The 26468-nt window shown below is 64.3% G+C and carries 25 protein-coding genes; 17 read left to right on the forward strand and 8 right to left on the reverse strand.

Annotated elements, in window-relative coordinates; translation table 11 throughout:
* Positions 1 to 337 precede the first annotated feature (337 nt).
* A complete protein-coding gene (gene pbpG, locus AB4Y32_RS12545) occupies positions 338 to 1501 on the forward strand; it encodes a D-alanyl-D-alanine endopeptidase (protein WP_368721649.1) in 1164 nt (387 codons plus the stop codon).
* A 120-nt stretch (positions 1502 to 1621) separates the two neighbouring features.
* Here pbpG and AB4Y32_RS12550 read toward each other — a convergent pair whose 3' ends face one another.
* A complete protein-coding gene (locus AB4Y32_RS12550; RefSeq protein WP_087735487.1) occupies positions 1622 to 2431 on the reverse strand; it encodes an IclR family transcriptional regulator in 810 nt (269 codons plus the stop codon).
* Positions 2432 to 2631: 200 nt separating this feature from the next.
* Between AB4Y32_RS12550 and AB4Y32_RS12555 the strand changes: the two genes are divergently transcribed.
* Both AB4Y32_RS12555 and AB4Y32_RS12560 read left to right on the forward strand, forming a co-directional pair.
* Positions 2632 to 3354 (forward strand): (Fe-S)-binding protein, encoded by a 723-nt coding sequence (locus tag AB4Y32_RS12555; protein WP_368721650.1) that lies wholly within the window; start codon positions 2632 to 2634, stop codon positions 3352 to 3354.
* 82 nt (positions 3355 to 3436) lie between these two features.
* A complete protein-coding gene (locus AB4Y32_RS12560; protein ID WP_368721651.1) occupies positions 3437 to 4849 on the forward strand; it encodes a lactate utilization protein B in 1413 nt (470 codons plus the stop codon).
* Positions 4850 to 4976: 127 nt separating this feature from the next.
* Here AB4Y32_RS12560 and AB4Y32_RS12565 read toward each other — a convergent pair whose 3' ends face one another.
* Positions 4977 to 5402, reverse strand: a complete 426-nt coding sequence (locus tag AB4Y32_RS12565) for a hypothetical protein (RefSeq protein WP_368721652.1) — start codon at positions 5400 to 5402, stop codon at positions 4977 to 4979.
* A gap of 318 nt (positions 5403 to 5720) precedes the next feature.
* On the opposite strand from AB4Y32_RS12565, the gene AB4Y32_RS12570 reads away from it, so the two are divergent.
* The 10 genes from AB4Y32_RS12570 (at position 5721) to iscX (ending at position 12854) form a co-directional block, all read left to right on the forward strand.
* Positions 5721 to 5957 (forward strand): hypothetical protein, encoded by a 237-nt coding sequence (locus AB4Y32_RS12570; RefSeq protein WP_368721653.1) that lies wholly within the window; start codon positions 5721 to 5723, stop codon positions 5955 to 5957.
* Positions 5958 to 6060: 103 nt separating this feature from the next.
* Positions 6061 to 6588 (forward strand): low molecular weight protein-tyrosine-phosphatase, encoded by a 528-nt coding sequence (locus AB4Y32_RS12575; RefSeq protein WP_368721654.1) that lies wholly within the window; start codon positions 6061 to 6063, stop codon positions 6586 to 6588.
* Positions 6589 to 6698: 110 nt separating this feature from the next.
* Positions 6699 to 7223, forward strand: coding sequence for a Fe-S cluster assembly transcriptional regulator IscR (gene iscR, locus AB4Y32_RS12580; RefSeq protein WP_368721655.1), 525 nt, complete (start codon positions 6699 to 6701; stop codon positions 7221 to 7223).
* 69 nt (positions 7224 to 7292) lie between these two features.
* Positions 7293 to 8516 carry an IscS subfamily cysteine desulfurase gene (locus AB4Y32_RS12585; RefSeq protein ID WP_368721656.1) on the forward strand — a complete coding sequence of 408 codons (1224 nt, stop codon included), beginning with the start codon at positions 7293 to 7295 and terminating at the stop codon, positions 8514 to 8516.
* 56 nt (positions 8517 to 8572) lie between these two features.
* Positions 8573 to 8989 (forward strand): Fe-S cluster assembly scaffold IscU, encoded by a 417-nt coding sequence (iscU, locus tag AB4Y32_RS12590; protein ID WP_368721657.1) that lies wholly within the window; start codon positions 8573 to 8575, stop codon positions 8987 to 8989.
* Positions 8990 to 9138: 149 nt separating this feature from the next.
* A complete protein-coding gene (iscA, locus tag AB4Y32_RS12595; protein WP_013588922.1) occupies positions 9139 to 9462 on the forward strand; it encodes an iron-sulfur cluster assembly protein IscA in 324 nt (107 codons plus the stop codon).
* Positions 9463 to 9577: 115 nt separating this feature from the next.
* Positions 9578 to 10105 (forward strand): Fe-S protein assembly co-chaperone HscB, encoded by a 528-nt coding sequence (gene hscB / locus AB4Y32_RS12600; protein ID WP_152757626.1) that lies wholly within the window; start codon positions 9578 to 9580, stop codon positions 10103 to 10105.
* Positions 10106 to 10242: 137 nt separating this feature from the next.
* Positions 10243 to 12114 carry a Fe-S protein assembly chaperone HscA gene (gene hscA, locus AB4Y32_RS12605; RefSeq protein WP_368721658.1) on the forward strand — a complete coding sequence of 624 codons (1872 nt, stop codon included), beginning with the start codon at positions 10243 to 10245 and terminating at the stop codon, positions 12112 to 12114.
* A gap of 185 nt (positions 12115 to 12299) precedes the next feature.
* Entirely contained in the window at positions 12300 to 12641 is a 342-nt protein-coding gene (gene fdx, locus AB4Y32_RS12610) for an ISC system 2Fe-2S type ferredoxin (RefSeq protein ID WP_368721659.1), read from the forward strand.
* Positions 12642 to 12656: 15 nt separating this feature from the next.
* A complete protein-coding gene (iscX, locus tag AB4Y32_RS12615; RefSeq protein WP_087735476.1) occupies positions 12657 to 12854 on the forward strand; it encodes a Fe-S cluster assembly protein IscX in 198 nt (65 codons plus the stop codon).
* Positions 12855 to 12968: 114 nt separating this feature from the next.
* Here the strand turns inward: iscX and AB4Y32_RS12620 are convergent, their stop codons facing one another.
* From AB4Y32_RS12620 to AB4Y32_RS12645, 6 genes are all read right to left on the reverse strand, one after another.
* Positions 12969 to 13796, reverse strand: a complete 828-nt coding sequence (locus AB4Y32_RS12620) for a glycine zipper 2TM domain-containing protein (protein WP_368721660.1) — start codon at positions 13794 to 13796, stop codon at positions 12969 to 12971.
* Between the two features lie 391 nt (positions 13797 to 14187).
* The gene (lysS, locus tag AB4Y32_RS12625) at positions 14188 to 15729 is read right to left on the reverse strand and encodes a lysine--tRNA ligase (protein ID WP_368721661.1); all 1542 of its coding nucleotides are present in this window, start codon (positions 15727 to 15729) and stop codon (positions 14188 to 14190) included.
* A 103-nt stretch (positions 15730 to 15832) separates the two neighbouring features.
* Positions 15833 to 16937, reverse strand: a protein-coding gene (gene prfB, locus AB4Y32_RS12630) for a peptide chain release factor 2 (protein WP_368721662.1) whose coding sequence is annotated in 2 segments (ribosomal slippage) — positions 15833 to 16855 and positions 16857 to 16937 — 1104 coding nt in all. Because the reading frame shifts where the segments join, the coding sequence is not laid out codon by codon here.
* A 480-nt stretch (positions 16938 to 17417) separates the two neighbouring features.
* Positions 17418 to 17720 (reverse strand): hypothetical protein, encoded by a 303-nt coding sequence (locus tag AB4Y32_RS12635; RefSeq protein WP_368721663.1) that lies wholly within the window; start codon positions 17718 to 17720, stop codon positions 17418 to 17420.
* Positions 17721 to 17773: 53 nt separating this feature from the next.
* The gene (gene recJ / locus AB4Y32_RS12640) at positions 17774 to 19480 is read right to left on the reverse strand and encodes a single-stranded-DNA-specific exonuclease RecJ (protein WP_368721664.1); all 1707 of its coding nucleotides are present in this window, start codon (positions 19478 to 19480) and stop codon (positions 17774 to 17776) included.
* A gap of 46 nt (positions 19481 to 19526) precedes the next feature.
* The gene (locus AB4Y32_RS12645; protein WP_368721665.1) at positions 19527 to 20627 is read right to left on the reverse strand and encodes a regulator; all 1101 of its coding nucleotides are present in this window, start codon (positions 20625 to 20627) and stop codon (positions 19527 to 19529) included.
* A gap of 307 nt (positions 20628 to 20934) precedes the next feature.
* Here AB4Y32_RS12645 and AB4Y32_RS12650 point away from each other — a divergent pair, with 307 nt between their 5' ends.
* The 4 genes from AB4Y32_RS12650 to AB4Y32_RS12665 all read left to right on the forward strand — a co-directional run bounded on the left by AB4Y32_RS12650 (position 20935) and on the right by AB4Y32_RS12665 (position 26412).
* Entirely contained in the window at positions 20935 to 22188 is a 1254-nt protein-coding gene (locus AB4Y32_RS12650; RefSeq protein WP_368721666.1) for a lipoprotein-releasing ABC transporter permease subunit, read from the forward strand.
* A complete protein-coding gene (lolD, locus tag AB4Y32_RS12655; RefSeq protein WP_439899779.1) occupies positions 22181 to 22936 on the forward strand; it encodes a lipoprotein-releasing ABC transporter ATP-binding protein LolD in 756 nt (251 codons plus the stop codon). The genes AB4Y32_RS12650 and lolD overlap by 8 nt, the downstream gene beginning before the upstream one ends.
* 53 nt (positions 22937 to 22989) lie before the next feature.
* Positions 22990 to 23778, forward strand: coding sequence for a TatD family hydrolase (locus tag AB4Y32_RS12660; protein ID WP_368721667.1), 789 nt, complete (start codon positions 22990 to 22992; stop codon positions 23776 to 23778).
* Positions 23779 to 23877: 99 nt separating this feature from the next.
* A complete protein-coding gene (locus tag AB4Y32_RS12665; protein ID WP_368721668.1) occupies positions 23878 to 26412 on the forward strand; it encodes a DNA internalization-related competence protein ComEC/Rec2 in 2535 nt (844 codons plus the stop codon).
* Positions 26413 to 26468: the final 56 nt, after the last annotated feature.

The raw sequence follows: 26468 nt of genomic DNA on the forward strand, positions 1-26468 counted from the left end.
GCAGTGTCTGCGAAACTCGCATTAGGTGCGGACGGCAACGTTCCGGGACGTTTGCGGGTCGGATCGATTCTCTACCGTACGCGACCGTACTTCCCCTGATCAAGTTTGTGTCGAATATGCCGATATGCTGATCGAGTGAGTCCCGTTCAGTGGCAAGGCAGTGGCGACGTGCCGGCGTGTCATTGGCATTTTCGATGGCGCACGCGTGGCTTATTGTCTTTCTTAACGAAGCGTAACAACTTGGTTTAAGGAAGGTCGATAAGTGCTTAATATTGCTAATTTTTAACTGTTTTACTACACTGGCGAAAACTCTCTCGCCGCTCCAACCAGAACACCAATGAAAACCGACATGTTTTCGTCACTAAAAGTGATGCACGGCGCGGCGCTCGGCACCGCTCTGTCGGTGGCCGCCTCGGTGGTCATCGCAGCGGCTTTTGCCGCCCCCGTCGACGCGTTCGCCGCGTCCGCCACGGCGCCCGCCAAAACCGCGAAAGCAGGCAAGAAGTCGTCTAAAAAGGCGGCCGCTGAGAAGGTCTCCAGCCGGTCGTCGAAAGCCGTAAAGGCAGCGGCCGCCGACGACGAAGAATCCCGTCCCGTTGCGAAGAAGCGCCGTGTCGCGTACACGATGAACGGCCGGCATCACACGGCTGTTCGCCGGGTCGCGTTCGAGCCGCGTCAGCCGTCCGTCGGCACTGCGTTCGGGCTGCACGAAACCCCGGACGCGCTGATGCTGCGCTCGAGCGTCGCTTACGTGGTCGACCAGAACACGTCGGAGACGCTGTTCGACAAGAACTCGCGCGCGGTCGTGCCTATCGCGTCGATCACCAAGCTGATGACCGCAATGGTCGTGCTCGATTCGAAGGCGCCGATGACCGAGCAGATCGAAGTCACGGACGAAGACCGCGACTACGAGAAGAACACGGGCTCGCGTCTGTCCGTCGGCTCGGTGCTCTCGCGCGAAGACATGCTGCATATCGCGCTGATGGCGTCGGAAAACCGCGCGGCCGCCGCGTTGTCGCGTTATTTCCCGGGCGGCCGTCCCGCTTTCATGTCGGCGATGAACGCGAAGGCGAAAGCGCTCGGCATGACGGATACGCACTTCGAGAACCCGACGGGCCTGACGAGCCAGAACGTTGCGAGCGCCCGGGATCTCGTGAAGATGGTCAACGCCGCGTATCAGTATCCGATGATCCGCAGGTTCTCGACGGATCGCAGCTACGATGTCTATACGGGCAAGCGCACGATCGCGTACAACAGCACGAACGCGCTGGTGCGCAATTCGTCGTGGGATATCGGCCTGCAGAAGACGGGCTTCATCAACGAAGCGGGCGAGTGCCTCGTGATGCAGGCAACGATTCACGATCGTCCGATGATCCTGGTGCTGCTCGACTCGTCGGGAAAGTACTCGCGATTCGCGGACGCTCAGCGTCTGCGCACGTGGCTCGATAACGGTGGCGAGCAGCGCATCACGAGCGCGGATGCCAACGGCGCAGGTACTTGAGCGCACGCCGCATCTCGACGAAACACAACAGAAAGCCCCGCATCAGCGGGGCTTTTTGATTGCGTCGGTTCTGACGGCTTGCGGGTGTGCTTGCGAGCTTATTACGCGGCAAATCGTAAATCACGCGGACTGCGCCGACGATGCAGCCGCCTGTTGCTCCTGCGGGTGATAGCCGAGCGACTCGGAAATCACGAGCGCCGTCTTGCTGAGCTGACCGAGCCACGAATCCTGTAGACGGTCGGCAGGCGCGGAAAGCGACAGGCCCGCGACCAGCTTGCCCGTGTCGTCGTAGATGCCCGCCGCGATGCAGCGCACGCCCAGTTCCAGCTCCTCGTTGTCGCGCGCGCAGGCCTGCTGGCGTACGTGCAACAGCTCGCGTTCGAGCTTCGCGAGATCGGTGATGCTGTTCTGCGTATGGCCGGACAGGCCGGTGCGCGTCGCGTACGCGCGCACACGGGTCGATTCGTCCGCGGCGAGGAAGAGCTTGCCGACGGACGTCAGATGCAGCGGCGCGCGGCCTCCGATCGCGCGCACGACCTGCATGCCCGAGCGTTCGGAGTAGGCGCGTTCGATATAGACGATCTCGTCGCCCTGGCGCACCGACAGGTTCACGGTCTGGCCAGTAAGCCGATGCAGTTCGCGCATCGGCATCAGCGCGGCGTCGCGCACCGACAGGCGCGCCTTCACGAGATTGCCGAGTTCCAGCAGCCGCATGCCGAGGCGGTACGTGCCGGGGTCCGAACGGTCCACGAGCCGGCACGTCACCATGTCGTTCAGGATTCGGTGGGCGGTAGAGGGGTGAAGATCGGTGCGCTGCGCGAGTTCCTTCAGGCTGACAGGGTCGCTGTGCGCGGCGAGGGCGTCCAGCAGGCGCATCATGCGTTCGATCACCTGGATCGAGGTTTTGGGGTCCGGGTTCGTGTCGCTCATAAGACTAAACGGTTGACGCGTCAAACAGCGGAAGACCGATTGTATCTCGTATTGTGAAAAAAGCGAACGTCGGTCGACATTGTCGTCGGGGCGTGGCATCGCGCGGCGCATTGCGGATTCATTGCGCGTAGGGGCCGTCACGCGTTGGTATTGCGCGCCAAACAGCGGATAATCAGGGACGTTTCCCCGGAGGAGCACTCATGCGAGTCGGTTTTTTCGTCACCTGCCTGATCGATCTGATGCGCCCCGAAATCGGCTTTTCCGCGATCAAGCTAATCGAGCGCGCGGGCTTCGAAGTCTTCGTGCCACCGGCGCAAACGTGCTGCGGGCAGCCGGCCTACAACTCCGGCGACCGCCGCATTGCGCGCGATCTCGCGGAAAAGACGCTGCGCGAATTCGAGCAGTACGATTACGTAGTCGTGCCGTCGGGGTCTTGCGGCGGAATGATCCGCACGCACTACGGCGATCTCTTCGCGGACGATCCCGAGCTGATGGGCCGCTTCGCGCGTCTGCGTCCGAAGGTCTACGAGCTGACCGATTTTCTTGCCACCGTCGCGAAGATCGAATTGACGCCAGGCGAGTTCCGGGGACCCGTCACGTATCACGATTCGTGTTCGGGGTTGCGCGAACTGGGCGTCAAGCAGCAGCCGCGCGCGCTGCTCGCGCAGGCGGGCGTCGTCGTGACCGAGATGAAGAACTGCGAGCACTGCTGCGGCTTCGGCGGCACCTTCGCGCTGAAGTTCGGCGATATCTCGACGGCGATCGTCGACGAGAAATGCGGCAACATCCAGGCAAGCGGCGCGAATACCGTCGTGCTCGGCGACCTCGGCTGCATGCTGAACATCGAAGGGCGCCTGCGCCGCACGGGCGATACGACCACGCGCGTGCTGCACATCGCGCAGGTGCTGGCGGGCGACGCCTAAGGCGCGCGTTCTGGCCTGAGCACGCAGTCAACGGCAGTCAGCAACTGGCAATCAACATCGATAACCCGATCCCAAGGCCGTCATGCAAGTCCAAACGATGCAGTTCAAGGCGCGCGCGGGCCAGAAGCTCGCCGATCAGCGCCTTCAGCAGAATCTGACCAAGCTGTCGACGAAATTCGTGTCGGCGCGTGCTTCGGCGATGACTGCGATCGACTTTCCGGCGACGCGCGCCGCGCTCAAGGAGCGCCGCAACCGCGCGCTGGAGAACCTCGACGTCTGGCTCGAAACGTTCGAGCGCGAGGCGACGCGGCGCGGCGTCACCGTGCTGTTCGCCGAGACGACGCAGGACGCCGCGAAGCTCGTCGCCGATATCGCCCGCAAGCACGACGTGAAGAAGGTGATCAAGACGAAGTCGATGGTGTCCGAGGAAATGCGCCTGAACGAGGTGCTCGGACAGATGGGCGTGCAGTCGATCGAAACCGATCTCGGCGAGTACATCCTGCAGATCAACGACAACGAGCCGCCGAGCCACATCATTGCGCCCGTCGTTCACAAGGACAAGGAAGAGATCGCCGATCTGTTCGCGAAGACGCACCAGCGGCCGCGCCTGACCGAAATCCCCGAGATGACGCGCGAAGCGCGCGAGATGCTGCGTCCGCATTTCATGACGGCCGACATGGGCGTGACGGGCGGCAACTTCGTGATCGCGGAAACGGGCTCGGTCGCGCTCGTGACCAACGAGGGCAACGAGGGCATGTGCACGGTGATGCCGCGCGTGCACGTCGCGGTCACGGGCATCGAGAAAGTGCTGCCGACGCTCGAAGATCTCGCGACGGCCATGCGTCTGCTGCCGCGCTCGGCGACGGGGCAGGACATCTCCAATTATTTCTCCGTGCTGACGGGGCCGCGCGCCGCGGACGATCAGGACGGGCCAGAGCATATGTACGTGGTGCTCGTCGACGGCGGGCGCACCGGGCTGATCGGCGGCGACTTTCAGGAGATGCTGCGCTGTATCCGATGCGGCGCGTGCATGAACCACTGCCCGGTGTATCAGAAGGTCGGCGGCCACACGTACGGCTGGGTCTATCCGGGGCCGATGGGCTCGGTGCTGACACCGAGTTACGTCGGCATCGAGAAGGCGCTCGATCTGCCGCAGGCCGCGACGCTTTGCGGCGAATGCAATAGCGTGTGTCCCGTCGGCATTCCGCTGTCGGACCTGCTGCGCAAGCTGCGCGAGCGGCAGATGGAGCGTCACCTGCGGCCGTGGCAGGAGCGGTTCGGGCTCGCCGTCTGGGGCTATCTCGCGATGCACCCGACGGCTTACGGACTCTTTACCAGGCTCGGCGTGCGAATCCTGGAGCGGATGGGCGGCAGCAGGAAGTCGATCGCGAAGCTACCGCTCGGCGCAGGCTGGACGAGTACGCGCGAGATGCCCGCGCCTGTCGGGCGCACGTTCCGCGAGCTGTATGCCGCGAGCAAGACGCATATCGGATAGCGGGCTGCCTGCTCGTCGAAGGCATCGGTACCAGCATCGAAGGCATCAACAGAAAGAGGCTGCATCGCGTGAGCGATGCAGCCTCTTATTCTTGGGCCCCTGATAGAAGCCTGTTGGCGGGCGCTCGTCAGTGCCAGGTGCTGGTTTGGCCGCCTGCTCTGCGATCTCCGCCGCCCGGGTTGCCGCCTTGCGGTTGTACCCCGCCCGGCTGAACGGGTGGCCGGACGCCGTGCCCGCCGCCGCCCGCGTTCATCGGAGGGCTGTTCGCTTGCGGCGGCGGCCCGTGCGGCGCGCCGCCGCCGTTCGGTCCTCGGTGATCGTTCCCGTTTCCGCGATCGTGATCATGGCCACGGTCGCCCCAGCCGCCCCAGTGACGGTGGTCGTAGTCGCGGTAACCGCCACCGCCGAAGCCGAGGAACAGGCTCGATTGCACGGGCGGCTCTGCATAGCCGTATGCCGGCGCGCCGTACGGATCGTAGTAGCCATCGCTGTAGCCATAGGCGGGCGCTCCGCCATACGGATAGGCGGCACAGCCACCGAGTGCGGCGGCCACGCAGACAACTGCGGCAACGGGTGCGAGAGAAGGAATAAGACGTTTCATTTGAGTGTTAGACAGACAGACAAAAGGCACATTACCCATACCTTATTTGTAGCGCCAGCTGAGTATTACCTGTGTGTGCTTTTGTAAGGATTTCTTTCGGCTCCCGAAAGGCACAAGCTGGCGGCTGCAAATGGATCAGTGGTCCGACTGTTCATCCGATTGCAACGCAGTGTTGTCCTGCGGTGAGTTTTTCCGGATTGCACTCTCAACTACCATTTCGACTGGGCGAGGTGCGCCTATGCACCTCGGTCCCCTTGAGAGAACGACATCATGAAAAAGAAAATATCGGTGTATTGGCCTTGGGCCATCGTCGTGCCGCTTGCGGCCGCTGCGTATCTGCATCTGCACAACGACGCGGGTGCGCAATCGTCGCAGTCGCCGCTCGCTGCCGACCGCGTGTCGGCGGAACTGGCGCGCACGGTGTCTTACGGATTTGTCGGCGGCGAAGCGTCGATGCCCGCCACCACGATGCACCCGGCCGCCCGCATGCCTGCGCAGCCGCTCTGATCGGCAAGGCTGGCGCGGCGCCGGCGTGATTTTGCACGGCTTTGTATAATCGCGGCACTGTTTCACCTTTTATGACATATGCGGCTGGGCCGCTCAGCCATCGATGAATACCGTCGCCATCTGCTTCGTGTGCCTTGGGAACATCTGCCGTTCCCCGACTGCGGAAGGCGTCATGCGGCACATGCTGGCCGAGGCGAAGCTGACTGATCATGTGATCGTCGATTCGGCGGGCACGGGCAACTGGCACATCGGCGAAGCGCCCGATGAACGCGCGCAGCGTGCAGCCAAAAGCCGCGGTTACGATTTGTCGACATTTCGTGGCCGTCAGATCACCGCTGCCGATTTCGAACGCTTCGATCTGATCATCGCGATGGACGACAAGAACGTCGCGGCGCTCAGACAAATCTGTCCACCGGGGCAGGGCGACAAGATTCGTCTGCTTATGGAATTCGCGACGGACAGGGCCGTTTCGGCCGCGAACGAAGTGGAAAAAGTTACGCCAGGTTTCGATATGCGCGAAGTCGTCGACCCGTACTTCGGTGGCGGCGAGGGATTCGAAACCGTGCTGGACCAATGCGAAGCCGCCTGTCGTGGTCTCATCGGGGCACTTCGGCCCCGACTGACCCTGTAACAAAAGTTTTCGTTAAGCGAATGACCCAAATCACGCTGGGGATACTTGACTAAATTCGTCATGTATTTATACTTGACCAAACTTGTCGAGAATTGCGGTTCCCACCACATATGAGACTCACCACGAAAGGCCGTTTCGCCGTCACGGCGATGATCGACCTGGCTTTGCGCCAGGAGCAGGGCCCGGTGACGCTTGCGGGTATCAGCCAGCGCCAACACATCTCCTTGTCCTACCTCGAGCAGTTGTTCGGCAAGCTGCGCCGGCACGAGATCGTCGAATCCGTGCGCGGGCCGGGCGGCGGCTACAACCTCGCGCGTCGCGCCGAGGATGTGACGGTGGCGGACATCATCATCGCCGTCGACGAGCCGCTCGATGCCACGCAATGCGGCGGCAAGGGCACGTGCGAGGGCACGAAGCATCACGACGGCCATTGCATGACGCACGAGCTGTGGTCGACGCTGAATCAGAAGATGGTCGAGTATCTCGACTCCGTTTCCCTGAAAGACCTGGTCGAACAGCAGCGCTCGCGCGAAGGCGCAACGGCCGTGCTGCGCGACCGGCGCACCGAAGCGCCCGCCGTCGAGCCGCGCGCGGTGCCAAAAGGTCCGAATTCCGTTTTCAATATGGCCGGCTGACAGAGCGCGCAATCAGACGCGCACGCCAGACCCGCAAAGCCAAATGCACTGATGTCCCCGGAGCGATTGATGAATAACGACATTCCCCACCTGCCCATTTACATGGACTACAGCGCGACGACGCCTGTCGATCCGCGCGTGGTGGACAAGATGATTCCGTATCTGCGCGAGCAGTTCGGCAACCCGGCATCGCGCAGCCATGCGTATGGCTGGGACGCTGAGCGTGCCGTCGAGGAAGCGCGCGAGAACGTCGCGGCGCTCGTCAACGCCGACCCGCGCGAAATCATCTGGACGTCGGGCGCGACGGAATCGGACAACCTCGCGATCAAGGGCGCTGCGCACTTCTACAAGTCGAAGGGCAAGCACGTGATCACGGTGAAGACCGAGCACAAGGCCGTGCTCGACACGTGCCGCGAGCTCGAGCGCGAAGGCTTCGAAGTGACGTATCTGGACGTGAAGGACGACGGCCTGATCGATCTGGAAGTGTTCAAGGCAGCGCTGCGCCCGGACACGATTCTCGTGTCGGTGATGCATGTGAACAACGAGATCGGCGTCATCCAGGACATCGAGACGATCGGCGAGATCTGCCGCGAGAAGGGCATCATTTTCCACGTCGACGCGGCGCAGGCGACGGGCAAGGTCGAAATCGACCTGCAGAAGCTGAAGGTCGACCTGATGTCGTTCTCGGCGCACAAGACGTATGGCCCGAAGGGTATCGGCGCGCTGTACGTGCGCCGCAAGCCGCGCGTGCGCATCGAAGCGCAGATGCACGGCGGCGGCCACGAGCGCGGCATGCGCTCGGGCACGCTCGCGACGCACCAGATCGTCGGCATGGGCGAAGCGTTCCGTATCGCGCGCGAAGAAATGGCGACCGAAAACGAACGCGTCCGCATGCTGCGCGACAAGCTTCTGCGCGGGCTGCAAGAGATCGAAGAAACGTATGTGAACGGCGACATGGAGCAGCGTGTGCCGCACAACCTGAACATCAGCTTCAACTTTGTCGAAGGCGAATCGCTGATCATGGCGGTGAAGGATGTTGCGGTGTCGTCGGGCTCGGCGTGCACGTCGGCTTCGCTGGAGCCGTCGTATGTGCTGCGCGCGCTCGGCCGCAACGACGAGCTGGCGCACAGCTCGATCCGCTTCACGGTCGGCCGCTTCACGACGGAACAGGACGTCGAATATGTGATCAACCTGCTGAAGAGCAAGATCGCGAAGCTGCGCGATCTGTCGCCGCTGTGGGAAATGCACAAGGACGGCATCGATCTGTCGACGATCCAGTGGGCCGCGCACTGAGCGCGCCCGAATCAGTCGATCACGAACGCAGGTTGAATCGAACAAGGAGTGACAACATGGCATATAGCGACAAGGTTCTGGACCACTACGAAAACCCGCGCAACGTCGGCTCGTTCGCGAAGGACGACGATGCCGTCGGTACGGGCATGGTCGGCGCACCCGCTTGCGGCGACGTGATGAAGCTGCAGATCCGCGTCGGCGCGGATGGCGTCATCGAGGACGCGAAGTTCAAGACGTACGGCTGCGGTTCGGCCATCGCGTCGAGCTCGCTCGTCACGGAATGGGTGAAGGGCAAGACGCTCGATCAGGCGCTCACGATCAAGAACACGCAGATCGCCGAAGAGCTGGCGCTGCCGCCCGTGAAGATCCACTGCTCGATTCTCGCGGAAGACGCGATCAAGGCAGCGGTTGCCGACTACAAGCAGCGTCATGGCGAAACGGCCGCAGCAGCGAGCGTCGAGCAGTCGGCGTAAGCACGCGTTGCGCGTTGCTTTGAGCGCGATAGTGGCGCGGCGGGACGATCGATGCTTGAAATCGTCGCCCGCCGGAACGATTTGAGATGCAGGCAGGGTCGCGACACGGGTCGTGAGGAACGACGGCGTGCCGCACATTGAGAAACGCTATGGCAATTACGTTGACCGAAAAGGCAGCACAGCACGTGCAGAAATATCTGACCCGGCGCGGCAAGGGTGTCGGACTGCGCCTCGGTGTGCGCACGACGGGTTGCTCGGGCCTCGCATACAAGCTCGAGTACGTCGATGAACTCGCACCCGAAGACCAGGTGTTCGAATGCAATGGCGTGAAGATCGTGGTCGACCCGAAGAGTCTCGCCTATATCGACGGCACCGAACTCGACTTCGCGCGCGAAGGGCTGAATGAAGGCTTCAAGTTCAATAATCCGAACGTGAAGGACGAATGCGGCTGCGGCGAATCGTTCCGCGTGTAAGCGCGCGAATTACGCGGAAAAGGCGGCCTGTGCCGCCTTTTTTCAATTTCGCCATGAACACCGCAAGATGCCTGCCTGACCTTCGCCACGCGCTTTCGACGGACAAACCAAACTGATGGCCTCGCTGAACGACAGTCACTTCAAACTCTTCGATCTGCCCGAGCAGTTCGCACTCGACGCTTCCGCGCTCGACCACGCGTACCGCACGGTGCAGGCGCAGGTGCACCCCGACCGCTTCGCCGCGGCGGGCGACGCGCAGAAGCGCATCGCGATGCAATGGGCGACGCGCACGAACGAGGCGTATCAGACGCTGCGCGATCCGCTCAGGCGCGCGCGCTATCTGCTGTCGCTGCGCGGCGTCGACGTCGGCGCGGAGAACAACACGGCGATGGAGCCGGCATTCCTGATGCAGCAGATGGAATGGCGCGAGAGCATCGAAGACGCGTCGGCGGCGAAGAATGTCGATGCGCTCGACGCGCTGCTCGCGGAACTGCGCGACGAAGAGAAGGCGCGCTTCGCGAAGCTGGCCGCGTTGCTCGACAGCGGCTCGAACCAGGCGGCAGGCGAAGCGGTGCGGCAACTGATGTTCATCGAGCGCGTGGCGTCGGAGATCGGCACGCAGATCGAACGGCTCGACAGCTAGCGCGGCGCGCAGAATTGCGCCGCGCGCGAATCGAGCCGTCTGACTAACGCAGCCCGAACGAACACGCGAACCTACATGATCAGGACTGGGGCCTAATCGACCACGATGGACCCCGACGGACCCGAAGAAGATTCCAGATGGCTTTACTGCAAATTTCCGAACCCGGCATGGCGCCCGCGCCGCATCAGCGGCGGCTCGCCGTCGGCATCGACCTCGGCACCACCAACTCTCTCGTCGCGGCCGTGCGCAGCGGCGTGCCCGACGTTTTGCCCGATGACGACGGCCACTATCTGCTGCCCTCCGTCGTGCGGTATCTGGAGAAGGGCGGCCGGCGCATCGGGCGCGTGGCGAAAGCGGAAGCCGTCATCGATCCGCGCAACACGATCGTCTCCGTCAAGCGCTTCATGGGTCGCGGCAAGAGCGAAGTCGAGCACGCGGAAAACGCGCCGTACGATTTCGTCGACGCGCCCGGCATGGTGCAGATCCGCACTGTCGACGGCGTGAAGAGTCCCGTCGAAGTGTCGGCCGAAATTCTCGCGACGCTGCGCTATCGCGCGGAAGACACGCTAGGCGACGAACTCGTCGGCGCTGTGATCACGGTGCCAGCGTATTTCGACGAAGCGCAGCGCCAGGCGACCAAGGATGCCGCGCGTCTTGCGGGCCTCAACGTACTGCGTCTGTTGAACGAGCCGACGGCGGCCGCGATCGCGTACGGTCTGGACAACGGCGCCGAAGGTCTTTACGCGGTGTATGACCTCGGTGGCGGCACGTTCGATCTGTCGATCCTGAAGCTGACGAAGGGTGTTTTCGAAGTGCTCGCGGCGGGCGGCGACTCGGCGCTCGGCGGCGACGACTTCGATCACGCACTGTATCGCCACGTGCTGGAAAAGGCGAACGTCGCGTCCCCATCGCTGACGCCCGAGGACGTGCGCCAGTTGCTCGACACGGTGCGCGAGGCGAAAGAGGCACTGTCGTCGGCGCCCAGCGCGGCTGTCCGGGTCACGCTCGCGAGCGGCGCGAAGATCGACGTCGCCGTCGATGAACCGACGTTCGAAACCATCACGCAGGCGCTCGTGCAGCGCACGCTCGGACCCACGAAAAAAGCGCTGCGCGATGCGAAAGTGACGCCCGCCGACATCAAGGGCGTCGTGCTGGTCGGCGGCGCGACGCGCATGCCCGTCATTCGCCGTGCCGTCGAAAACTTCTTCGGCCAGCCGCCGCTGACGAATCTCGACCCCGACCAGGTGGTCGCGCTCGGCGCTGCCATTCAGGCCGATCTGCTTGCGGGCAACCGTGGCGCCGACGGCGACGACTGGCTGCTGCTCGACGTGATCCCGCTGTCGCTCGGCGTCGAGACGATGGGCGGGCTCGCCGAGAAAATCATTCCGCGCAACTCGACGATTCCGACCGCGCGTGCGCAGGAATTCACGACCTTCAAGGACGGCCAGACGGCGATGGCGATTCACGTCGTCCAGGGCGAACGCGAACTCGTGTCCGATTGCCGTTCGCTCGCGCGCTTCGAGCTGCGCGGCATTCCGCCGATGGCGGCGGGCGCGGCCCGCATCCGCGTCACCTATCAGGTGGATGCTGACGGTCTGCTGTCCGTGTTCGCGCGCGAGCAGCATTCGGGCGTGGAAGCGTCGGTGGTCGTGAAGCCGTCGTACGGTCTTGCCGACGACGACGTCGCTCGCATGCTCGAAGACAGCTTCCAGACGGCGGAAGTCGATATGCGTGCCCGTGCGTTGCGCGAGGCGCAGGTCGAAGCGCAGCGTCTGATCGAAGCGACGGGAGTGGCGCTTGCCGCCGACGGCGAGTTGCTCGACGCCGACGAGCGCGCGACGCTCGACGGCCTCGTCGAGGCGCTGCGCAAGGTCGCGCCGGGCGATGACGTCGACGCGATCGAAACGGCAACGAAAGCGCTCGCCGAGGGCACCGACGAATTCGCCGCGCGCCGGATGGACAAGAGCATTCGCCGCGCGCTCGCGGGCCGCAAGCTCGACGAGATTTGACGTGGCGTTTTGACAGCAAGGCGGGCATCGATACGCGCCTCGCGCAACAGCGCGAGGCAGTCAAAACGCGATTCATGCGTCGCCGAAGAATCACGCAGCGTGTGCCAAAAACGGCCGCGCGATCAGTAAAATGGTACGGTGCCTGAAGGGCGGCGTCCGTGCCCCACAGACCAAACGGAATTTGTATGCCTCAAATCGTTGTGCTGCCTCACGTCGAACTGTGTCCGGACGGCGCGGTCATCGACGCCGTGCCGGGCAAGAGCATCTGCGACAACCTGCTCGACAACGGCATCGAGATCGAGCATGCATGCGAGAAGTCCTGCGCGTGCACGACGTGTCACGTGATCGTGCGTGAGGGCTTCAACGCGCTGGAAGCGTCGGAAGAGGACGAGGACGATCTGCTCGACAAGGCATGGGGTCTCGAGCGCGAGTCGCGGTTGTCGTGCCAGGCGATCATGCCGGGGGACGACGATCTCGTTGTCGAGATTCCGCGTTATTCGATCAACCACGCGAAGGAAAATCACTAACAGGAGCATGCAGCCATGAAGTGGACCGACACGCAAGACATCGCGATGGCGTTGACGGACAAGCATCCGGAAATCGACCCGCAACAGGTGCGCTTCACCGATCTTCACCGCTGGGTGATGGAGCTGGACGGTTTCGACGACGATCCGAATCGATCGAGCGAAAAGATCCTCGAAGCGATTCAGGCGGCATGGATCGAAGACGCGGATTACTGAACGCGTTCCGTCCGTTGCGTGCCGTCTCACGCACGGCGAAAGAAAAGGCGACTCACGTGTGAGTCGCCTTTTTTCGTGTGCGATACGTGAATGGGACGCACCGGATCGTTTCGCCTAGCCGGCCACCAGCGTGCCGTTCTGCACGCGCACGCGCTGGCCTTGCTGGAACGGCGGCGCCTCGTGATAGGTGAAGTAGCGCGTCTTGCCGTTCTCCATGCGCACGCGCACCGAGTAGCTGGTCGTGCTGCGCAGATGTTTTTCTACCGAATTGCCGGCGAGTCCGCCGCCGAGCGCGCCGAGCAGCGTCATCGCGGTACGGCCATTGCCGCTGCCGAACTGGTTGCCGACGACGCCGCCCGCCACCGCACCGCCGACAGCGCCAATGCCAGTGCCATGCCCTTCCTGACGCACGGCCGAGATAGCCACGACCGTGCCGCAAGTCGAGCAATGGGCCGGTTGTGCTGGCTGTTGCGGCGCATATTGCTGCTGCGGCTGTTGCGCGTACTGCGGCTGTTGCGCGTATTGCGGCTGTTGCGACTGTTGCGCATATTGCGGGCTCGTCGGCGCCGGCGCGCGCGGGGCCTGCTCGGTCTGTTGCGCCTGCTGGGCTTGTTGCTGTGCAGCCTGTTGCTGGGCTTGTTGCTGCGCCGCCCGCTGGTCAGCGCCTTGCTGCTCAGCCGCCTGTTGTTGAGCGGTGGCCTGCGGCTGCGGCTGCGCCGGCAGACGGGCCGGCTGCGCGGTATCGACGACAGTTTGCTGCTGCTGTGTGACGGCGGCCGATTGCGTCTGATCGTTGGCCGCGCCGTTGCTCGACGCCTTCGGGAATAAGCCCGTTATGGCCGCCGTGGCGGCGAGGCTGGCGATGATGACGGCGCCCGCCGCCACCGCAATGAGCGGGTGAAGGCGGCGCGGAGAAGTTTGCGGGTTATTCGGATTGTTCATGGTGATTGGCCTCCGTCTGGACAGACTTGCCCTTCGAGACTTAGGTGAGGCATAGGACGCGCCAAAAGGCCCAGTCCTTAGTGTCGGACACGCCATTCGTGCCGGGGTTTCAATTTGTAACGTTACCCATGCGCGGTATTTGCGCGTACGAAATGCAAGGAGTGCACCGAGTGTTGCCGCCGGCGTCGTCTGTGCGTTTCAGCAGGCTTCGAACAAGCGGGCTCGCGCTGACATCGCGCAGCTTTTACGGATGGTTACAAACGACCGGTCGGCGTCGGCGGGAAAAGGGAGGGTGTGAGGCTAGGGGAGCGCGCACGGCCTGAGAACATTGGCCGTGCGCGAATGCCGCTATGCGGGACAACGGTGAGATAGCGGCGAGACAGCGTCGCGATCAGTCTTCTCGGCGCAGATGGGGGAACAGAATGACGTCGCGGATGCTCGGGCTGTCGGTGAGCAGCATCACCAGACGGTCGATGCCGATGCCGCAGCCACCCGCAGGCGGCATGCCGTATTCGAGCGCGCGGATATAGTCGGCGTCGTAGTACATCGCTTCCTCGTCGCCGGCGTCCTTCTGGTCGACCTGCTTCTTGAAGCGCGCGGCCTGGTCTTCCGGATCGTTCAGCTCCGAGAAGCCATTGGCGATTTCGCGGCCCGTGACGAACAGCTCGAAACGCTCGGTGATGCCGTCGACGCTATCCGATGCACGCGCGAGCGGCGACACTTCGATGGGGTAATCGATGATGAACGTCGGCTCCCACAACTGCGATTCCGCCGTTTCCTCGAAGAGCGCCAGTTGCAGCGCGCCCGTGCCCGCATTCAGGAATTGCGGCTGCGTCGTGTCGACGCCGAACTTCTTCAGTTCGGTGCGCAGGAACGCGCCGTCCGTCAGTTGCGCGTCCGTGTACTGCGGCGCGTACTTCTGGATCGCCTGCGTGATCGTCAGCCGATGGAACGGCTTCGACAGATCCAGCTCGCGGCCCTGATACGCGATCGTTGCGGTGCCGAGCGCGTCGACGGCGGCCTGGCGGATCAGTTGCTCGGTGAAATCCATCAGCCACTTGTAGTCGGTGTAAGCGGCGTAGAACTCCATCATCGTGAATTCCGGGTTGTGACGCGGCGACACGCCCTCGTTACGGAAATTCCGGTTGATCTCGAACACGCGCTCGAAGCCGCCGACCACCAGCCGCTTCAGATACAGCTCGGGCGCGATGCGCAGGAACATCTGCATGTCGAGCGCATTGTGGTGCGTGACGAACGGCTTCGCCGCCGCGCCGCCCGGAATCGGGTGGAGCATCGGCGTTTCGACTTCCATGAAGTTCGCGTCGGCCATGAACTTGCGGATCGACGACACCGCCTTCGTGCGCGCGACGAACGTCTTGCGCGCTTCCGGCGTGACGATCAGATCGACGTAGCGCTGGCGATAGCGCATTTCCTGGTCCGCGAGACCGTGGAACTTGTCGGGCAGCGGGCGCAGCGCCTTCGACAGCAGACGCAGCTCCGTGCAGCGCACGGACAACTCGCCCTTGTTCGTGCGGAACAGCACGCCCTTCGTCGCGACGATGTCGCCCAGGTCCCACTTCTTGAAGGCTTCATACGTCGCTTCGCCGACGTCGGCGGGCGTGATGAAGAACTGGATCTGGCCCGAACCGTCGCGCACCGTCGCGAAGCTCGCCTTGCCCATCACGCGCTTGAGCATCATGCGGCCCGCGAGCGCGACTTGCAGCGCCTGCGCTTCGAGCGCGTCCTTGTCGGTGTCCGCGAATCCTGATTGCAGATCGGCGGCATGGTGGGTCGGACGGAAGTCGTTCGGATAGGCGACGCCTTGCTCGCGCAGCGCGCGCAGCTTTTCGCGGCGCTCGGCGATGATCTGGTTGTCGTCCAACTCGGCGACGGCGTTCAGCGGGGCCGCATTCGGCTGGGTCGGTTCGGTCATGGTGATGATGGTCGGTGTTCGGTGCCTCGTGCGCGCCTTCAAGGCGTGGGCGCACGGGCGGTCAAAAAATTCGGCGCGGCGGAGTGCGCCGCGCCCGTTGCGCTCAGATGCCCTGTTTCAGGCTTGCGCTGATGAACGCGTCGAGATCGCCGTCGAGCACGCTCTTCGTGTTGCTGATTTCGACGTTGGTGCGCAGATCCTTGATGCGGCTGTTGTCGAGCACGTACGAACGGATCTGGTGGCCCCAGCCCACGTCCGACTTGCCCGCTTCGAGCTTGTCCTGCTCCGACTGACGCTTGCGCATTTCGGCTTCGTACAGGCGCGACTTCAGCATCGCCATCGCTTCGGCGCGGTTGCGGTGCTGCGAGCGGTCGTTCTGGCACTGCACGACGATGCCCGACGGGATGTGCGTGATACGCACGGCGGAGTCGGTCTTGTTGATGTGCTGACCGCCTGCACCCGAAGCGCGGTACGTGTCGATGCGCAGATCGGCCGGATTGACTTCGATTTCGAACGACTCGTCGATTTCCGGATACACGAACACCGACGAGAACGACGTGTGACGGCCGCCCGACGAGTCGAACGGCGATTTGCGCACGAGGCGGTGAATGCCTGTTTCGGTGCGCAGGAAGCCGTATGCGTATTCGCCTTCGACCTTGATCGTCGCGCTCTTGATGCCCGCGACGTCGCCTTCCGATTCTTCGAGCACTTCGGCCTTGAAGCCCTTGCGTTCGCAGTAGCGCAGGTACTGGCGCAGCAGCATCGACGCCCAGTCGCACGCTTCCGTGCCGCCGGCGCCTGCCTGGATGTCGATGAACGCGTTGTTCGGGTCGGCCGGATTCGAGAACATCCGGCGGAACTCCATGTCTTCGATGCGTGCCGTCAGCTTCGTGGCGTCTTCTTCGCACGCGACGAGCGTGTCCTCGTCGTTTTCCTCGCGCGCCATGTCGAAGAGATCCTTCGTGTCGCGCAAGTCGTTATCGAGCGAACCCAGCACCTCGACGACGCCTTCGAGCAGCTTCTTTTCCTTACCGAGCGCCTGCGCGTGCTGCGAGTCGTTCCAGACGTTCGGGTCTTCGAGTTCCTTGTTGACTTCGATCAGCCGTACTGCCTTGGCATCGTAGTCAAAGATACCCCCGTAGCTCGCCCGCGCGCGCGCGCAGGTCGGCCAGAGAGGCTTCGATCGCGTTGAGACGTTCCGCTTCCATGTCGATCCACTAGTAATAAATAAGGTTTTTTGTCTGCGACGCTTGATTCGGTTTTTTTGCCCTTGCGCTGGCATCCGCGATGCGCCTCGCGGCGCGGGCGTTGCCCCTGTGCGGGGCGGCACCTACTTTTCTTTGCAGCGGCAAAGAAAAGTAGGCAAAAGAAAGCCGCTCACACCGCCAGTGCTCTGTATTACCCACGGGCTCTCAACGTCCCCATCCTTCAGCCGGCAGCACACATGGCTCATGTTCGTTGCCAGCGCACTACCTGAACGCCTCACCCGCTTCATGCACCCGCGTTGCGGCCCGCGACACCGAACGTTCCCGCGCCCCTTTGCGGCAAACTGTGTGCGGGCATTCGCGCCACACAGGAAACCATCGCTACGCGATGCGCCTGCGTACTGCGGGCGGCGTCCTGTACGACGCAGCAACCTGCATTCACTACCGGCATGCGGTGCTGGAACAGCGATACCCTCGGCCGTGTCACGCGTGCATGAAGCGGGTCAGGCGCTTAGCCAGAGCGTTGGCGACGAACGCAAGCCAGCACACTGCCGTATGAAACTCGGGGACGTTGAGGGCCCGTGGGTAATCGTCAAGCACTGGCGGTGTGAGCCCGCTTTCTTTGCTTACTTTCTTTGCGGCGGCAAAGAAAGTGAGTGCCGCCCCGCACAGGGGCAACGCCCGCGCCGCGAAGGCGCAAACGCGGATGCCCGCGCAGGGCAAGGCGAACCGCATTGCGGATGCCGGCGCAAAGGCATCAAAAACCACAAACAGCGTCGCAACCAAAAACCAAAATTATAGCGGATCAAGGCGCCGGACGGCCGGGCGCCGCTACCGGCCTACAACACCGCGTGCTCGACGATCAACTGCACCCGCGATACGCCGTTCCACGTATCAGCAGCAAGCCGATAGGCGACCACCGTCCGCGCAGGCAACGGCTGCGTGTGATTGAACCAGATCGCGCTGAAGCGCTGCCGGCCGCGCATCAATTGCAGCTTCAGGTGCTTGTCCTTCACCAGCGCCTGCGACGTCACATCGAACTCGCCCGAGAAAACGGGCGCCGGAAAGCCCTGTCCCCAGACGGCTGCATCGAGCATCTCGACGAATTGCGGCGTGAAATAGGCATCTTCGAGATCGCCGTCCGTCTCGACCGTGCGCGCGAGCACGTCCTCGGTCAGCCATTCGCGGCCGACCCGCTCGAAGGCCGCCGTAAAGCGCGGGACATCCATGGTCGCGATCGTCAGGCCCGCCGCCATCGCATGGCCGCCGAACTTCAGGATCAACCCCGGCTCGCGCTTCGACACGAGATCGAGCGCGTCGCGCAGATGGAAGCCCGGAATCGAGCGGCCCGACCCCTTGACGGTCGCGCCGCTGACGTCTGCGGGCGCGAAGGTGAACGACGGTCGGTGGAATTTTTCCTTCAGCCGTCCCGCGACGATGCCGATCACGCCCTGGTGCCAAGCCTGATTGAAGAGCGTGATCGTCGTCGAGCCGGCGGGATCGACCGTCGACAGATCGTCGAGCGCCTGCTGCTGCATGCCCGCTTCGATTTCGCGCCGCTCGCGGTTCATCGTGTCGAGCTGCTGCGCGAGTTCCCATGCGCGTCCGACGTCGTCCGTGGTCAGGCATTCGATGCCCAGCGACATGTCCGACAGCCGTCCCGCCGCATTCAGACGCGGCCCGAGCGCGAAGCCGAGATCGAAGCCCGACGCGCTGCGCGCATCGCGGCCTGCCGCGCGAAAGAGGGCGGCGATGCCCGGCTGCATGCGTCCGTTGCGGATGCGCTGCAAGCCTTGCGCGACCAGCACGCGATTGTTGCCGTCGAGCTTGACGACGTCGGCGACCGTGCCGAGCGCGACGAGATCGAGCAAGCCGTCGAGGCGCGGCTCCGGGCGCGTGTCGCCGAACGCGCCGCGCCGGCGCAGTTCCGCGCGCAGCGCGAGCAGCACATAGAACATCACGCCGACGCCCGCCATGCACTTGCTCGGAAACGTGCAGCCCGGCTGGTTCGGATTGACGATCGCGCGCGCCGGCGGCAGTTCGTCGCCGGGCAAGTGGTGATCGGTGACGAGCACGTCGATGCCGAGCGCGTTCGCCGCCTCGACGCCATCGACGCTCGCGATGCCGTTGTCGACGGTGATCAGCAGATCGGGCCGGCCGCCCGGACCTTGCGCTGCCAGCGCGACGATTTCCGGCGTGAGGCCGTAGCCGTACTCGAAGCGGTTCGGCACGAGGTAGTCGATCTGCGCGCCGAACATCCGCAAGCCGCGCACGGCGACGGCGCAGGCCGTCGCGCCGTCGCAATCGTAGTCGGCGACGACGAGCATGCGACGCTTGCCTTCGAGCGCATCGGCGAGCAGCGTTGCCGCCATGTCGCAGCCTTTGAGCGACGCGGGCGGCGTGAGGCGCGCGAGGCCGGTTTCGATTTCATCGGGCAGGCACACGCCGCGCGACGCGTACAGGCGCGCAAGGACGGGATGCAGGCCGTGGCGGATCAGAGCTTCGGCGTCGGCGGGAGAGCAGGCGCGCGTAACGATTCGAGTCATGCGGCGAGACCAGGAAGAAGCGCAGAAGAGTACGCAGAAAAACGGTTCATTCGATAAAGAGTGACGCGAAAAGACGTCGTCGCCAGAATTTGCGCAGATCGCCGCGCGTGATGGCGAGCGTCACCGAGCCGGTGTCGCCGCACAGCGTGAGACCGAGCTCGCCGAGCGCGCCCCCTTGCAACGCGTTCAGCGCGGGCGCGAACCAGTCGCGCTCGAGCGTCGCGAACGCGTCGTTCCAGCAGCCCCAGTCCTGCTCGATGAACGGCGCCGAGAACGGATCGAGTTCGATCAGCGTGGCGGCCGCGCTGCCGTTGGCGCCATTTGCACGCCATGCGTCGAAGGACGCGGGCGGCGCGCCCGTCGCCGCTTTTGCCGCGAGCGCGAGACCGCGCGTCGCCGCCGCATCCGACAGCACGCGCGTAAAGCTGCTCTTGACCGGCTGCGCCGCGCCTTGCGCATGGAACCAGATCGAGTTGACGGCGGGCAGGCCGCGCGCCTCGCGCGCTTCGTTCACCGGGTGCTCGAACCAGGCCATCTGCACTTCGTTCTGCAGCTTCATCCACGCGCGCGAGCGCTCGCCCGTGTGCGCTTCGTGCGGCAGCCAGATTTCGATATTGCGGCCGCTCGCGCGCAGCGGCGACGCACCCGCCAGCGTGCCGAACGCCTCGCTCGACAGGTACCAGCGCGACGGCTGCGGCGCCTCGATGCGCACGCCCAGTTCCTCGATCAGCGGTCGCGCGACACCGAGCAGCGTACGCGCATCGTCGTCGGTCAGTTCCAGCGACGCGGGATCGATCAGCACCAGATGGTCGTGCGCGATCCGCACATGCACGGGCTGCACGCAGGCCCATGTCGCGTCGCCCGGATTGCCGCCGTCGGCGAGCAACATGTACGGCGCGAGCGGCGCCTCGTCGGCGGCGGCCGTTCCCGCGGGCACCGCGCCGAAGCTGCGCGCGACCCAGCGCTCGTGCGGCAGCGTGCGCTGGAAGTCCTCGCCGATCACGCGCTCGACGAGCGTCGCGCGGGCGACCAGTGTGTCGAGAGCCCGGATGTCGAGGGAATGCAGCGCGGTGGACGCATCGGCCGCGGCGGGCAGCGCGAAGGGCAGGAGGAGGTGCAGGCGGTTGGCGTTCATGATGCTGCGCATTGTATGGCAAACTTCGCCCCGTTGATCCGCGATGTCGGGGAACGGAAACGGCGACTTGTGCGCCAATGCGTACGATTCGCGCAATGATTGCGCGACCGGGCGCGCAGCGTTGGAATCGGGCACGACCCGGCACAATCCGGCACCGCGCATGCGTCGTATGAGGCAGCGGCCGCAAACCGCGTTCTGGAACCATCGGCCGTCATTCGCGCCCAATCGACACGGCTTTCGCGCTTGCAGCGGATTTTCCGCACGGCGCACGAAGGTCTCGCCCATGCAGAACAGCGCAAGCGCGCTGAAGAGGACTCGCTTGAAACTTCCATATGAATGGCAGATTGGCTGGCGCTACACGCGCGCCGGCAAACGCACCACGGGTAACGGCTTCATCTCGTTCATCGCGCTCGTGTCGATGTCGGGCATCGCGCTCGGCGTGGCCGCGCTGATCGTCGTGCTGTCGGTGATGAACGGCTTCCAGAGGGAGGTGCGCGACCGCATGCTGTCGGTGCTCGCGCACGTCGAAATCTTTTCGCCGACAGGCTCGATGCCGGACTGGCAACTGACCGCGAAAGAGGCGAAGCAGAACAAGGAAGTGATCGGCGCGGCGCCCTATGTCGAGGCGCAGGCGCTGCTGACGCGCCAGGACGCCGTGAGCGGCGTCGCGCTGCGCGGCGTCGAGCCGTCGGTGGAGCCGGAAGTGTCGGACATCGGCAAGGAGATGAAGGCGGGCAGCCTGAACGAACTGAAGCCCGGCGAATTCGGCATCGTGCTTGGCGCGGATCTCGCGGCGAACCTCGGCGTGATGGCGGGCGACAAGATCACGCTGGTCGCGCCCGAAGGCTCGATGACGCCGGCGGGCATGCTGCCGCGCCTGAAGCAGTTCAATGTGGTCGGCATCTTCGAGTCCGGTCACTACGAGTACGACAGCACGCTCGCGCTAGTCAACATCAAGGATGCGCAGGCGCTCTTCCGTCTGCCCGCGCCGACGGGCGTGCGGCTGCGGCTCAAGGACATGCAGCGCGCGCCGGAAGTCGCGCATCAGCTGGCGCGCACGCTGTCCGGCGATCTCTACATCCGAGACTGGACCCAGCAGAACAAGACGTGGTTCTCGGCGGTGCAGATCGAGAAGCGCATGATGTTCATCATCCTCACGCTGATCATCGCGGTGGCGGCGTTCAACCTCGTGTCGTCGCTGGTGATGACGGTGACGAACAAGCAGGCCGACATCGCGATTCTGCGCACGCTCGGCGCGCAGCCCGGCTCGATCATGAAGATCTTCGTCGTGCAGGGCATGACGATCGGTTTCGTCGGCACGGGCCTCGGCGTCGCGCTCGGCTGTCTGATCGCGTGGAGCATTCCGTGGCTCGTGCCGATGATCGAGCACGTGCTCGGCGTGCAATTCCTGCCGCCGTCCGTGTACTTCATCAGCGAACTGCCGTCCGAACTCGTCCCCGGCGATGTCGTCAAGATCGGCGTGATCGCGTTCGTGCTGTCGTGTCTCGCGACGCTGTATCCGAGCTGGCGTGGCGCCAAGGTCCGTCCTGCGGAGGCGTTGCGCTATGAATGATCGTCCCAACAAGAATCTGATGGCTACTGACGAGACGGGTTTGCATCCGGGTTTGCACCCTTATGTGCTCGAAGCGACGGGCATTTCGAAAGCGTTCGTCCAGGGCGGCCTGAACGTGCCTGTATTGAGCAACACTGAGCTGTCGGTGCGGCGCGGCGAGAAGCTCGCGATCGTCGGCGCTTCCGGCTCCGGCAAGAGCACGCTGCTGCACGTGCTCGGCGGACTCGACGACCCGAGCGCTGGCCACGTCGAAGTGATGGGCAAGCCGTTCACGAAGCTCTCCGAGCGCGAGCGCAACGATCTGCGCAACCGCGCGCTCGGCTTCGTCTATCAGTTCCATCACCTGCTGCCGGAGTTCAGCGCGCTCGACAACGTCGCGATGCCGCTGCGCATCCGCCGCATGACGACGGAGGACGCACGCGCCCAGGCACTCGGCATGCTCGAACGCGTGGGGCTCGCGCATCGGGCGAAGCATCGACCGGGCGAGCTGTCGGGCGGCGAGCGCCAGCGCGTCGCGATTGCGCGCGCGCTGGTGACGAAGCCCGCCTGCGTGCTCGCCGACGAGCCGACGGGCAACCTCGACGGCGGCACGGCCGATACCGTGTTCAACCTGATGCTGGAACTGTCGAACACGCTGTCGACGAGCTTCGTGATCGTCACACACGATCCCGATCTGGCAGCGCGCTGCGACCGGACCTTGCGTCTGCGCGACGGCGTGCTGTACGAGGAGCCGACGGTTCCCGTCTGACGTCCGCGTTTTCATTCGACACTGGCCGACACGATCGGCACGAGGCTGCGCGCATGTGGATCGATACTCACTGTCATCTCGACGCTTCGGAATTCGACGCGGACCGCGACGCCGTCGCGGACGCGGCGCGCGAAGCAGGTGTGAGCCGGCTCGTGATTCCGGGCATTGCGCGTAGCAATTTCTCGACGGTGCGTGAACTCGCGCATCGCGTGAAGGGCGGAGCGTATGCGCTCGGCATTCATCCTCTCTTTACGCCGCAGGCGCAGCCATCCGATCTCGACGCGCTGCGCATGGAGATCGAGGCGAGTCTCGACGATCCGCTGTTCGTCGGGCTGGGCGAAATCGGGCTCGACTATTTCGTGCCCGGACTCGACGACGAGACCCAGCAGTTCTACTACAACGAGCAGCTGAAGCTCGCGCGCGAGTTCGATCTGCCCGTGATCTGCCATGTGCGCAAATCGCAGGATCAGGTGCTGAAGGGCTTGCGGCGCAACCAGGTGCATCGTGGCATTGCGCATGCGTTCAACGGCAGTTTCCAGCAGGCACAGGCGTTCATCGATCACGGCATGCATCTCGGTTTTGGCGGCAACGTGACGTTCGAGCGCGCATTGCAGATTCGCCGGCTCGCGGCGCAATTGCCGCTCGATGCGCTCGTCGTCGAAACCGATGCGCCCGATATCGCGCCCGCATGGCTCTACAGGCAGCGCAACACGCCGGATCAGATTCCGGCCATCGGCGCAATCCTCGCCGAGCAGCGCGGCATCGACAAAAACGAGCTTGCGATAGGCACAACGGCTAATGCGCACGCCGCATTGCCGCGGCTCGCGCTTTACTCTGCATAATTACTGTTTGGCTCGCGTTTGGGGGTTGTCGCCGTTGATAGTTCGGCTTCCTGATTAGTATCCCGGCGATGTAACGCGAGCATCAGGCGCGGAGGTGGCATGCGGGCAGTATGGTGCGGATTTGCGTTGGGCGTCGTGTGGCTGCAGCAGCAGGCGTCGCTGCCGGGATGGCTCGGGTTGCTGGGGCTTTGGGTCGTCATTGGCGCGCTGATCGTTATCGCGTGCATCTGCTTTCGACGCGGCGGCGCGTGGACGATCCGTGCGGGATGGTGCGCGGTGTTTTGCGCTGCCGGATGCATCGGCTTCGGCTACGCGTCGTGGCGCGCGCAGACGCGCCTTGCGTTCGAGTTGCCGCATGCGTGGGAAGGGCGCGACATCGTCGTGAGCGGATCGGTCAAAGGCTTGCCGACTCGCAGCGCGGACGGCACGCGCTTTCTCTTCTCGGTCGAATCGGCCGATGCACCCGTCGAACGCTTTCCCCGCACGCTGCAACTGTCATGGATCGCGGACGACGCGCCGGCTCCCGCGCTCGAGCCCGGCTCGCGCTGGCGCCTGAACGTGCGCCTCAAGCGTCCGCATGGCAATGCGAACTGGGGCGTGCGCGATGGCGAAGCGGCTCTGCTGGCGCGCGACGTTCGGGCGACGGGCTACGTGAGCGCGCCGTCGCAGGCCGTGCGGCTGCGGGGCATGGCGAACGGCGTGGGTATCGTGATCGATCGCTGGCGATGGGCGATTCGCGAGCGCGTTGCCGCCGTGTTGGGCGATGCGCCGCATTACGGCATCGTCGTCGCACTTGCGATCGGCGCCCAGGATGCCGTCAGCACCGCCGATTGGCTTTTGATGCGCCGCACGGGCACGAGCCACCTGGTCGCGATCTCGGGCTTGCATATCGGCTTTGTCGCGGGACTCGCGGGTTGGCTGATGAGTGCGTTATGGCGCCGCTCGTTTTTCATCGGGCGAAGCTGGCCGCTCTTCGTGCCCGCGCAGAAAGTGGCCATCGCGAGCGGAGCCTTGTTCGCCGCGTTTCATGCGGCGCTCGCGGGCTTCAACGTGCCCGCGCAGCGCTCGCTATGGATGGCGTGCGTCGTTGCGCTCGCATACGTCGGCGGAAGGCGCGCCGCGCCTTCGATGGTGCTCGCGTGGGCGCTCGGGCTCGTGCTGCTCGTCGATCCGTGGGCGGTGGTGTCGGCGGGATTCTGGCTGTCATTCTGCGCAGTCGGCGCGATTCTGTTCGCGATGTCGTCACGGATGCGCCTCGTTCGAAACGAGCCATCGGACCCGCAACGGGATGAAGCGCGCGAGCGTTCGATCGCCGCGCGTTGCGCCGATTTCATGCGCTCGCGACTCGGCGCAACCATCGAACGGATACGCAGCGGCGCTCGCGTGCAGTTCGCGGTGACGGTCGCCCTCGCGCCATTGACGGTGGTCTTCTTCTCGCAGATTCCGTTGATCGGCCCTGTCGCGAATGCGTTTGCGATTCCCTGGGTCAGCGCCTTCGTGACGCCGGCTGTGATTGCGGGCGTTGCGTTGCCGGCGCCGCTCGATGCGTTCGCGTTTCGCTTCGCGCATTGGTTGCTCGAATGGCTCGCGAGCGCGTTGCACATGCTGTCGGGGCCTGCCTGGACGATCTGGCAATTGCCGCAGCCGGGTGCGTGGGCGATTGCGTCGGCAGCCGTCGGCGTCGCGTGGTCTCTCGCGCCGTCCGGCTGGCCGTTGCGCTGGGCCGCTCCGCTCACGTGGCTGCCGCTGCTCGCGCCCGCGTCGTCCGCGCCCGCCGACGGAACCTTCCGCCTGACGGCGCTCGATATCGGCCAGGGCTCGTCGATCGTCGTCGAAACGGCGCGTCATACGCTGCTTTTCGACGCCGGCCCCGGTCCCGAATCGACGCATGCGGGCGAACGCATCGTCGTGCCATATCTGCAGTCGGCGGGCATTTCGACGCTCGATGCGCTGGTCATCAGCCACGCGGACTCCGATCATTCGGGCGGCGCGCCCGCCGTGCTCGACGCAATCGCCGTGCGGCAACTGCTGGCCGGTCTCGTGCCCGACAATCCGCTCTGGATTCAGGCGCGTCAGGCGGGGGCGCAAACCGTGCGCTGCGCGGCGGGCCAGCACTGGCGATGGGACGGCGTCGACTTCGCGATACTGTGGCCCGATCCGGGACCGTTGCAAGGCAAGCCGAACGCGCATTGCTGCGTGCTGCGCGTGAGCGCACCCGGCGCTCTTCATGACGGCGCGCGCGTTCAAATGCCCGTCGCCGCGAGAATGCCGATGACGGCCTTGCTGGCCGCGGACATCGAAGCGCCCGTCGAACGCACGCTGCTCGCGCGCGACCGCGCGGCGTTGCGCGCGCAGGTTCTGCTCGTGCCGCATCATGGCAGCAGGACTTCGTCGACCGAGCCGTTCCTCGACTCGATCGAGCCGTCCATTGCGGTATTTCAGGTAGGCTATCGCAACCGGTTTCATCATCCCCAATTGGGCGTCTACGAGCGGTACCGAGCGCGACGCATCGAACTCTCGCGCAGCGACGACGATGGCGCCGCGCGTATCGAGGCGGATGGCGCGACGTTGTCGCTGGAGCGGTACCGGCAGACGCATCGCCGGTACTGGATGGACACGATCACCGGCCCATGAAGGCGCGATTGAGAACGGACTAGAACGAACTAAAACGAACTAAAACGGAGGGGGCA

The sequence above is a fragment of the Paraburkholderia phymatum genome (assembly GCF_040965635.1).
Lineage (GTDB): Bacteria > Pseudomonadota > Gammaproteobacteria > Burkholderiales > Burkholderiaceae > Paraburkholderia > Paraburkholderia phymatum_B.

What these genes read in the sequence shown, in the direction of transcription:
- pbpG (WP_368721649.1), top strand. Translation starts at nt 338, where the DNA reads ATGAAAACCGACATGTTTTCGTCACTAAAAGTGATGCACGGCGCGGCG.
- AB4Y32_RS12550 (WP_087735487.1), bottom strand. Translation starts at nt 2,431, where the DNA reads ATGAGCGACACGAACCCGGACCCCAAAACCTCGATCCAGGTGATCGAA.
- AB4Y32_RS12555 (WP_368721650.1), top strand. Translation starts at nt 2,632, where the DNA reads ATGCGAGTCGGTTTTTTCGTCACCTGCCTGATCGATCTGATGCGCCCC.
- AB4Y32_RS12560 (WP_368721651.1), top strand. Translation starts at nt 3,437, where the DNA reads ATGCAAGTCCAAACGATGCAGTTCAAGGCGCGCGCGGGCCAGAAGCTC.
- AB4Y32_RS12570 (WP_368721653.1), top strand. Translation starts at nt 5,721, where the DNA reads ATGAAAAAGAAAATATCGGTGTATTGGCCTTGGGCCATCGTCGTGCCG.
- AB4Y32_RS12575 (WP_368721654.1), top strand. Translation starts at nt 6,061, where the DNA reads ATGAATACCGTCGCCATCTGCTTCGTGTGCCTTGGGAACATCTGCCGT.
- iscR (WP_368721655.1), top strand. Translation starts at nt 6,699, where the DNA reads ATGAGACTCACCACGAAAGGCCGTTTCGCCGTCACGGCGATGATCGAC.
- AB4Y32_RS12585 (WP_368721656.1), top strand. Translation starts at nt 7,293, where the DNA reads ATGAATAACGACATTCCCCACCTGCCCATTTACATGGACTACAGCGCG.
- iscU (WP_368721657.1), top strand. Translation starts at nt 8,573, where the DNA reads ATGGCATATAGCGACAAGGTTCTGGACCACTACGAAAACCCGCGCAAC.
- iscA (WP_013588922.1), top strand. Translation starts at nt 9,139, where the DNA reads ATGGCAATTACGTTGACCGAAAAGGCAGCACAGCACGTGCAGAAATAT.
- hscB (WP_152757626.1), top strand. Translation starts at nt 9,578, where the DNA reads ATGGCCTCGCTGAACGACAGTCACTTCAAACTCTTCGATCTGCCCGAG.
- hscA (WP_368721658.1), top strand. Translation starts at nt 10,243, where the DNA reads ATGGCTTTACTGCAAATTTCCGAACCCGGCATGGCGCCCGCGCCGCAT.
- fdx (WP_368721659.1), top strand. Translation starts at nt 12,300, where the DNA reads ATGCCTCAAATCGTTGTGCTGCCTCACGTCGAACTGTGTCCGGACGGC.
- iscX (WP_087735476.1), top strand. Translation starts at nt 12,657, where the DNA reads ATGAAGTGGACCGACACGCAAGACATCGCGATGGCGTTGACGGACAAG.
- AB4Y32_RS12620 (WP_368721660.1), bottom strand. Translation starts at nt 13,796, where the DNA reads ATGAACAATCCGAATAACCCGCAAACTTCTCCGCGCCGCCTTCACCCG.
- lysS (WP_368721661.1), bottom strand. Translation starts at nt 15,729, where the DNA reads ATGACCGAACCGACCCAGCCGAATGCGGCCCCGCTGAACGCCGTCGCC.
- recJ (WP_368721664.1), bottom strand. Translation starts at nt 19,480, where the DNA reads ATGACTCGAATCGTTACGCGCGCCTGCTCTCCCGCCGACGCCGAAGCT.
- AB4Y32_RS12645 (WP_368721665.1), bottom strand. Translation starts at nt 20,627, where the DNA reads ATGCGCAGCATCATGAACGCCAACCGCCTGCACCTCCTCCTGCCCTTC.
- lolD (WP_439899779.1), top strand. Translation starts at nt 22,181, where the DNA reads ATGAATGATCGTCCCAACAAGAATCTGATGGCTACTGACGAGACGGGT.
- AB4Y32_RS12660 (WP_368721667.1), top strand. Translation starts at nt 22,990, where the DNA reads ATGTGGATCGATACTCACTGTCATCTCGACGCTTCGGAATTCGACGCG.
- AB4Y32_RS12665 (WP_368721668.1), top strand. Translation starts at nt 23,878, where the DNA reads ATGCGGGCAGTATGGTGCGGATTTGCGTTGGGCGTCGTGTGGCTGCAG.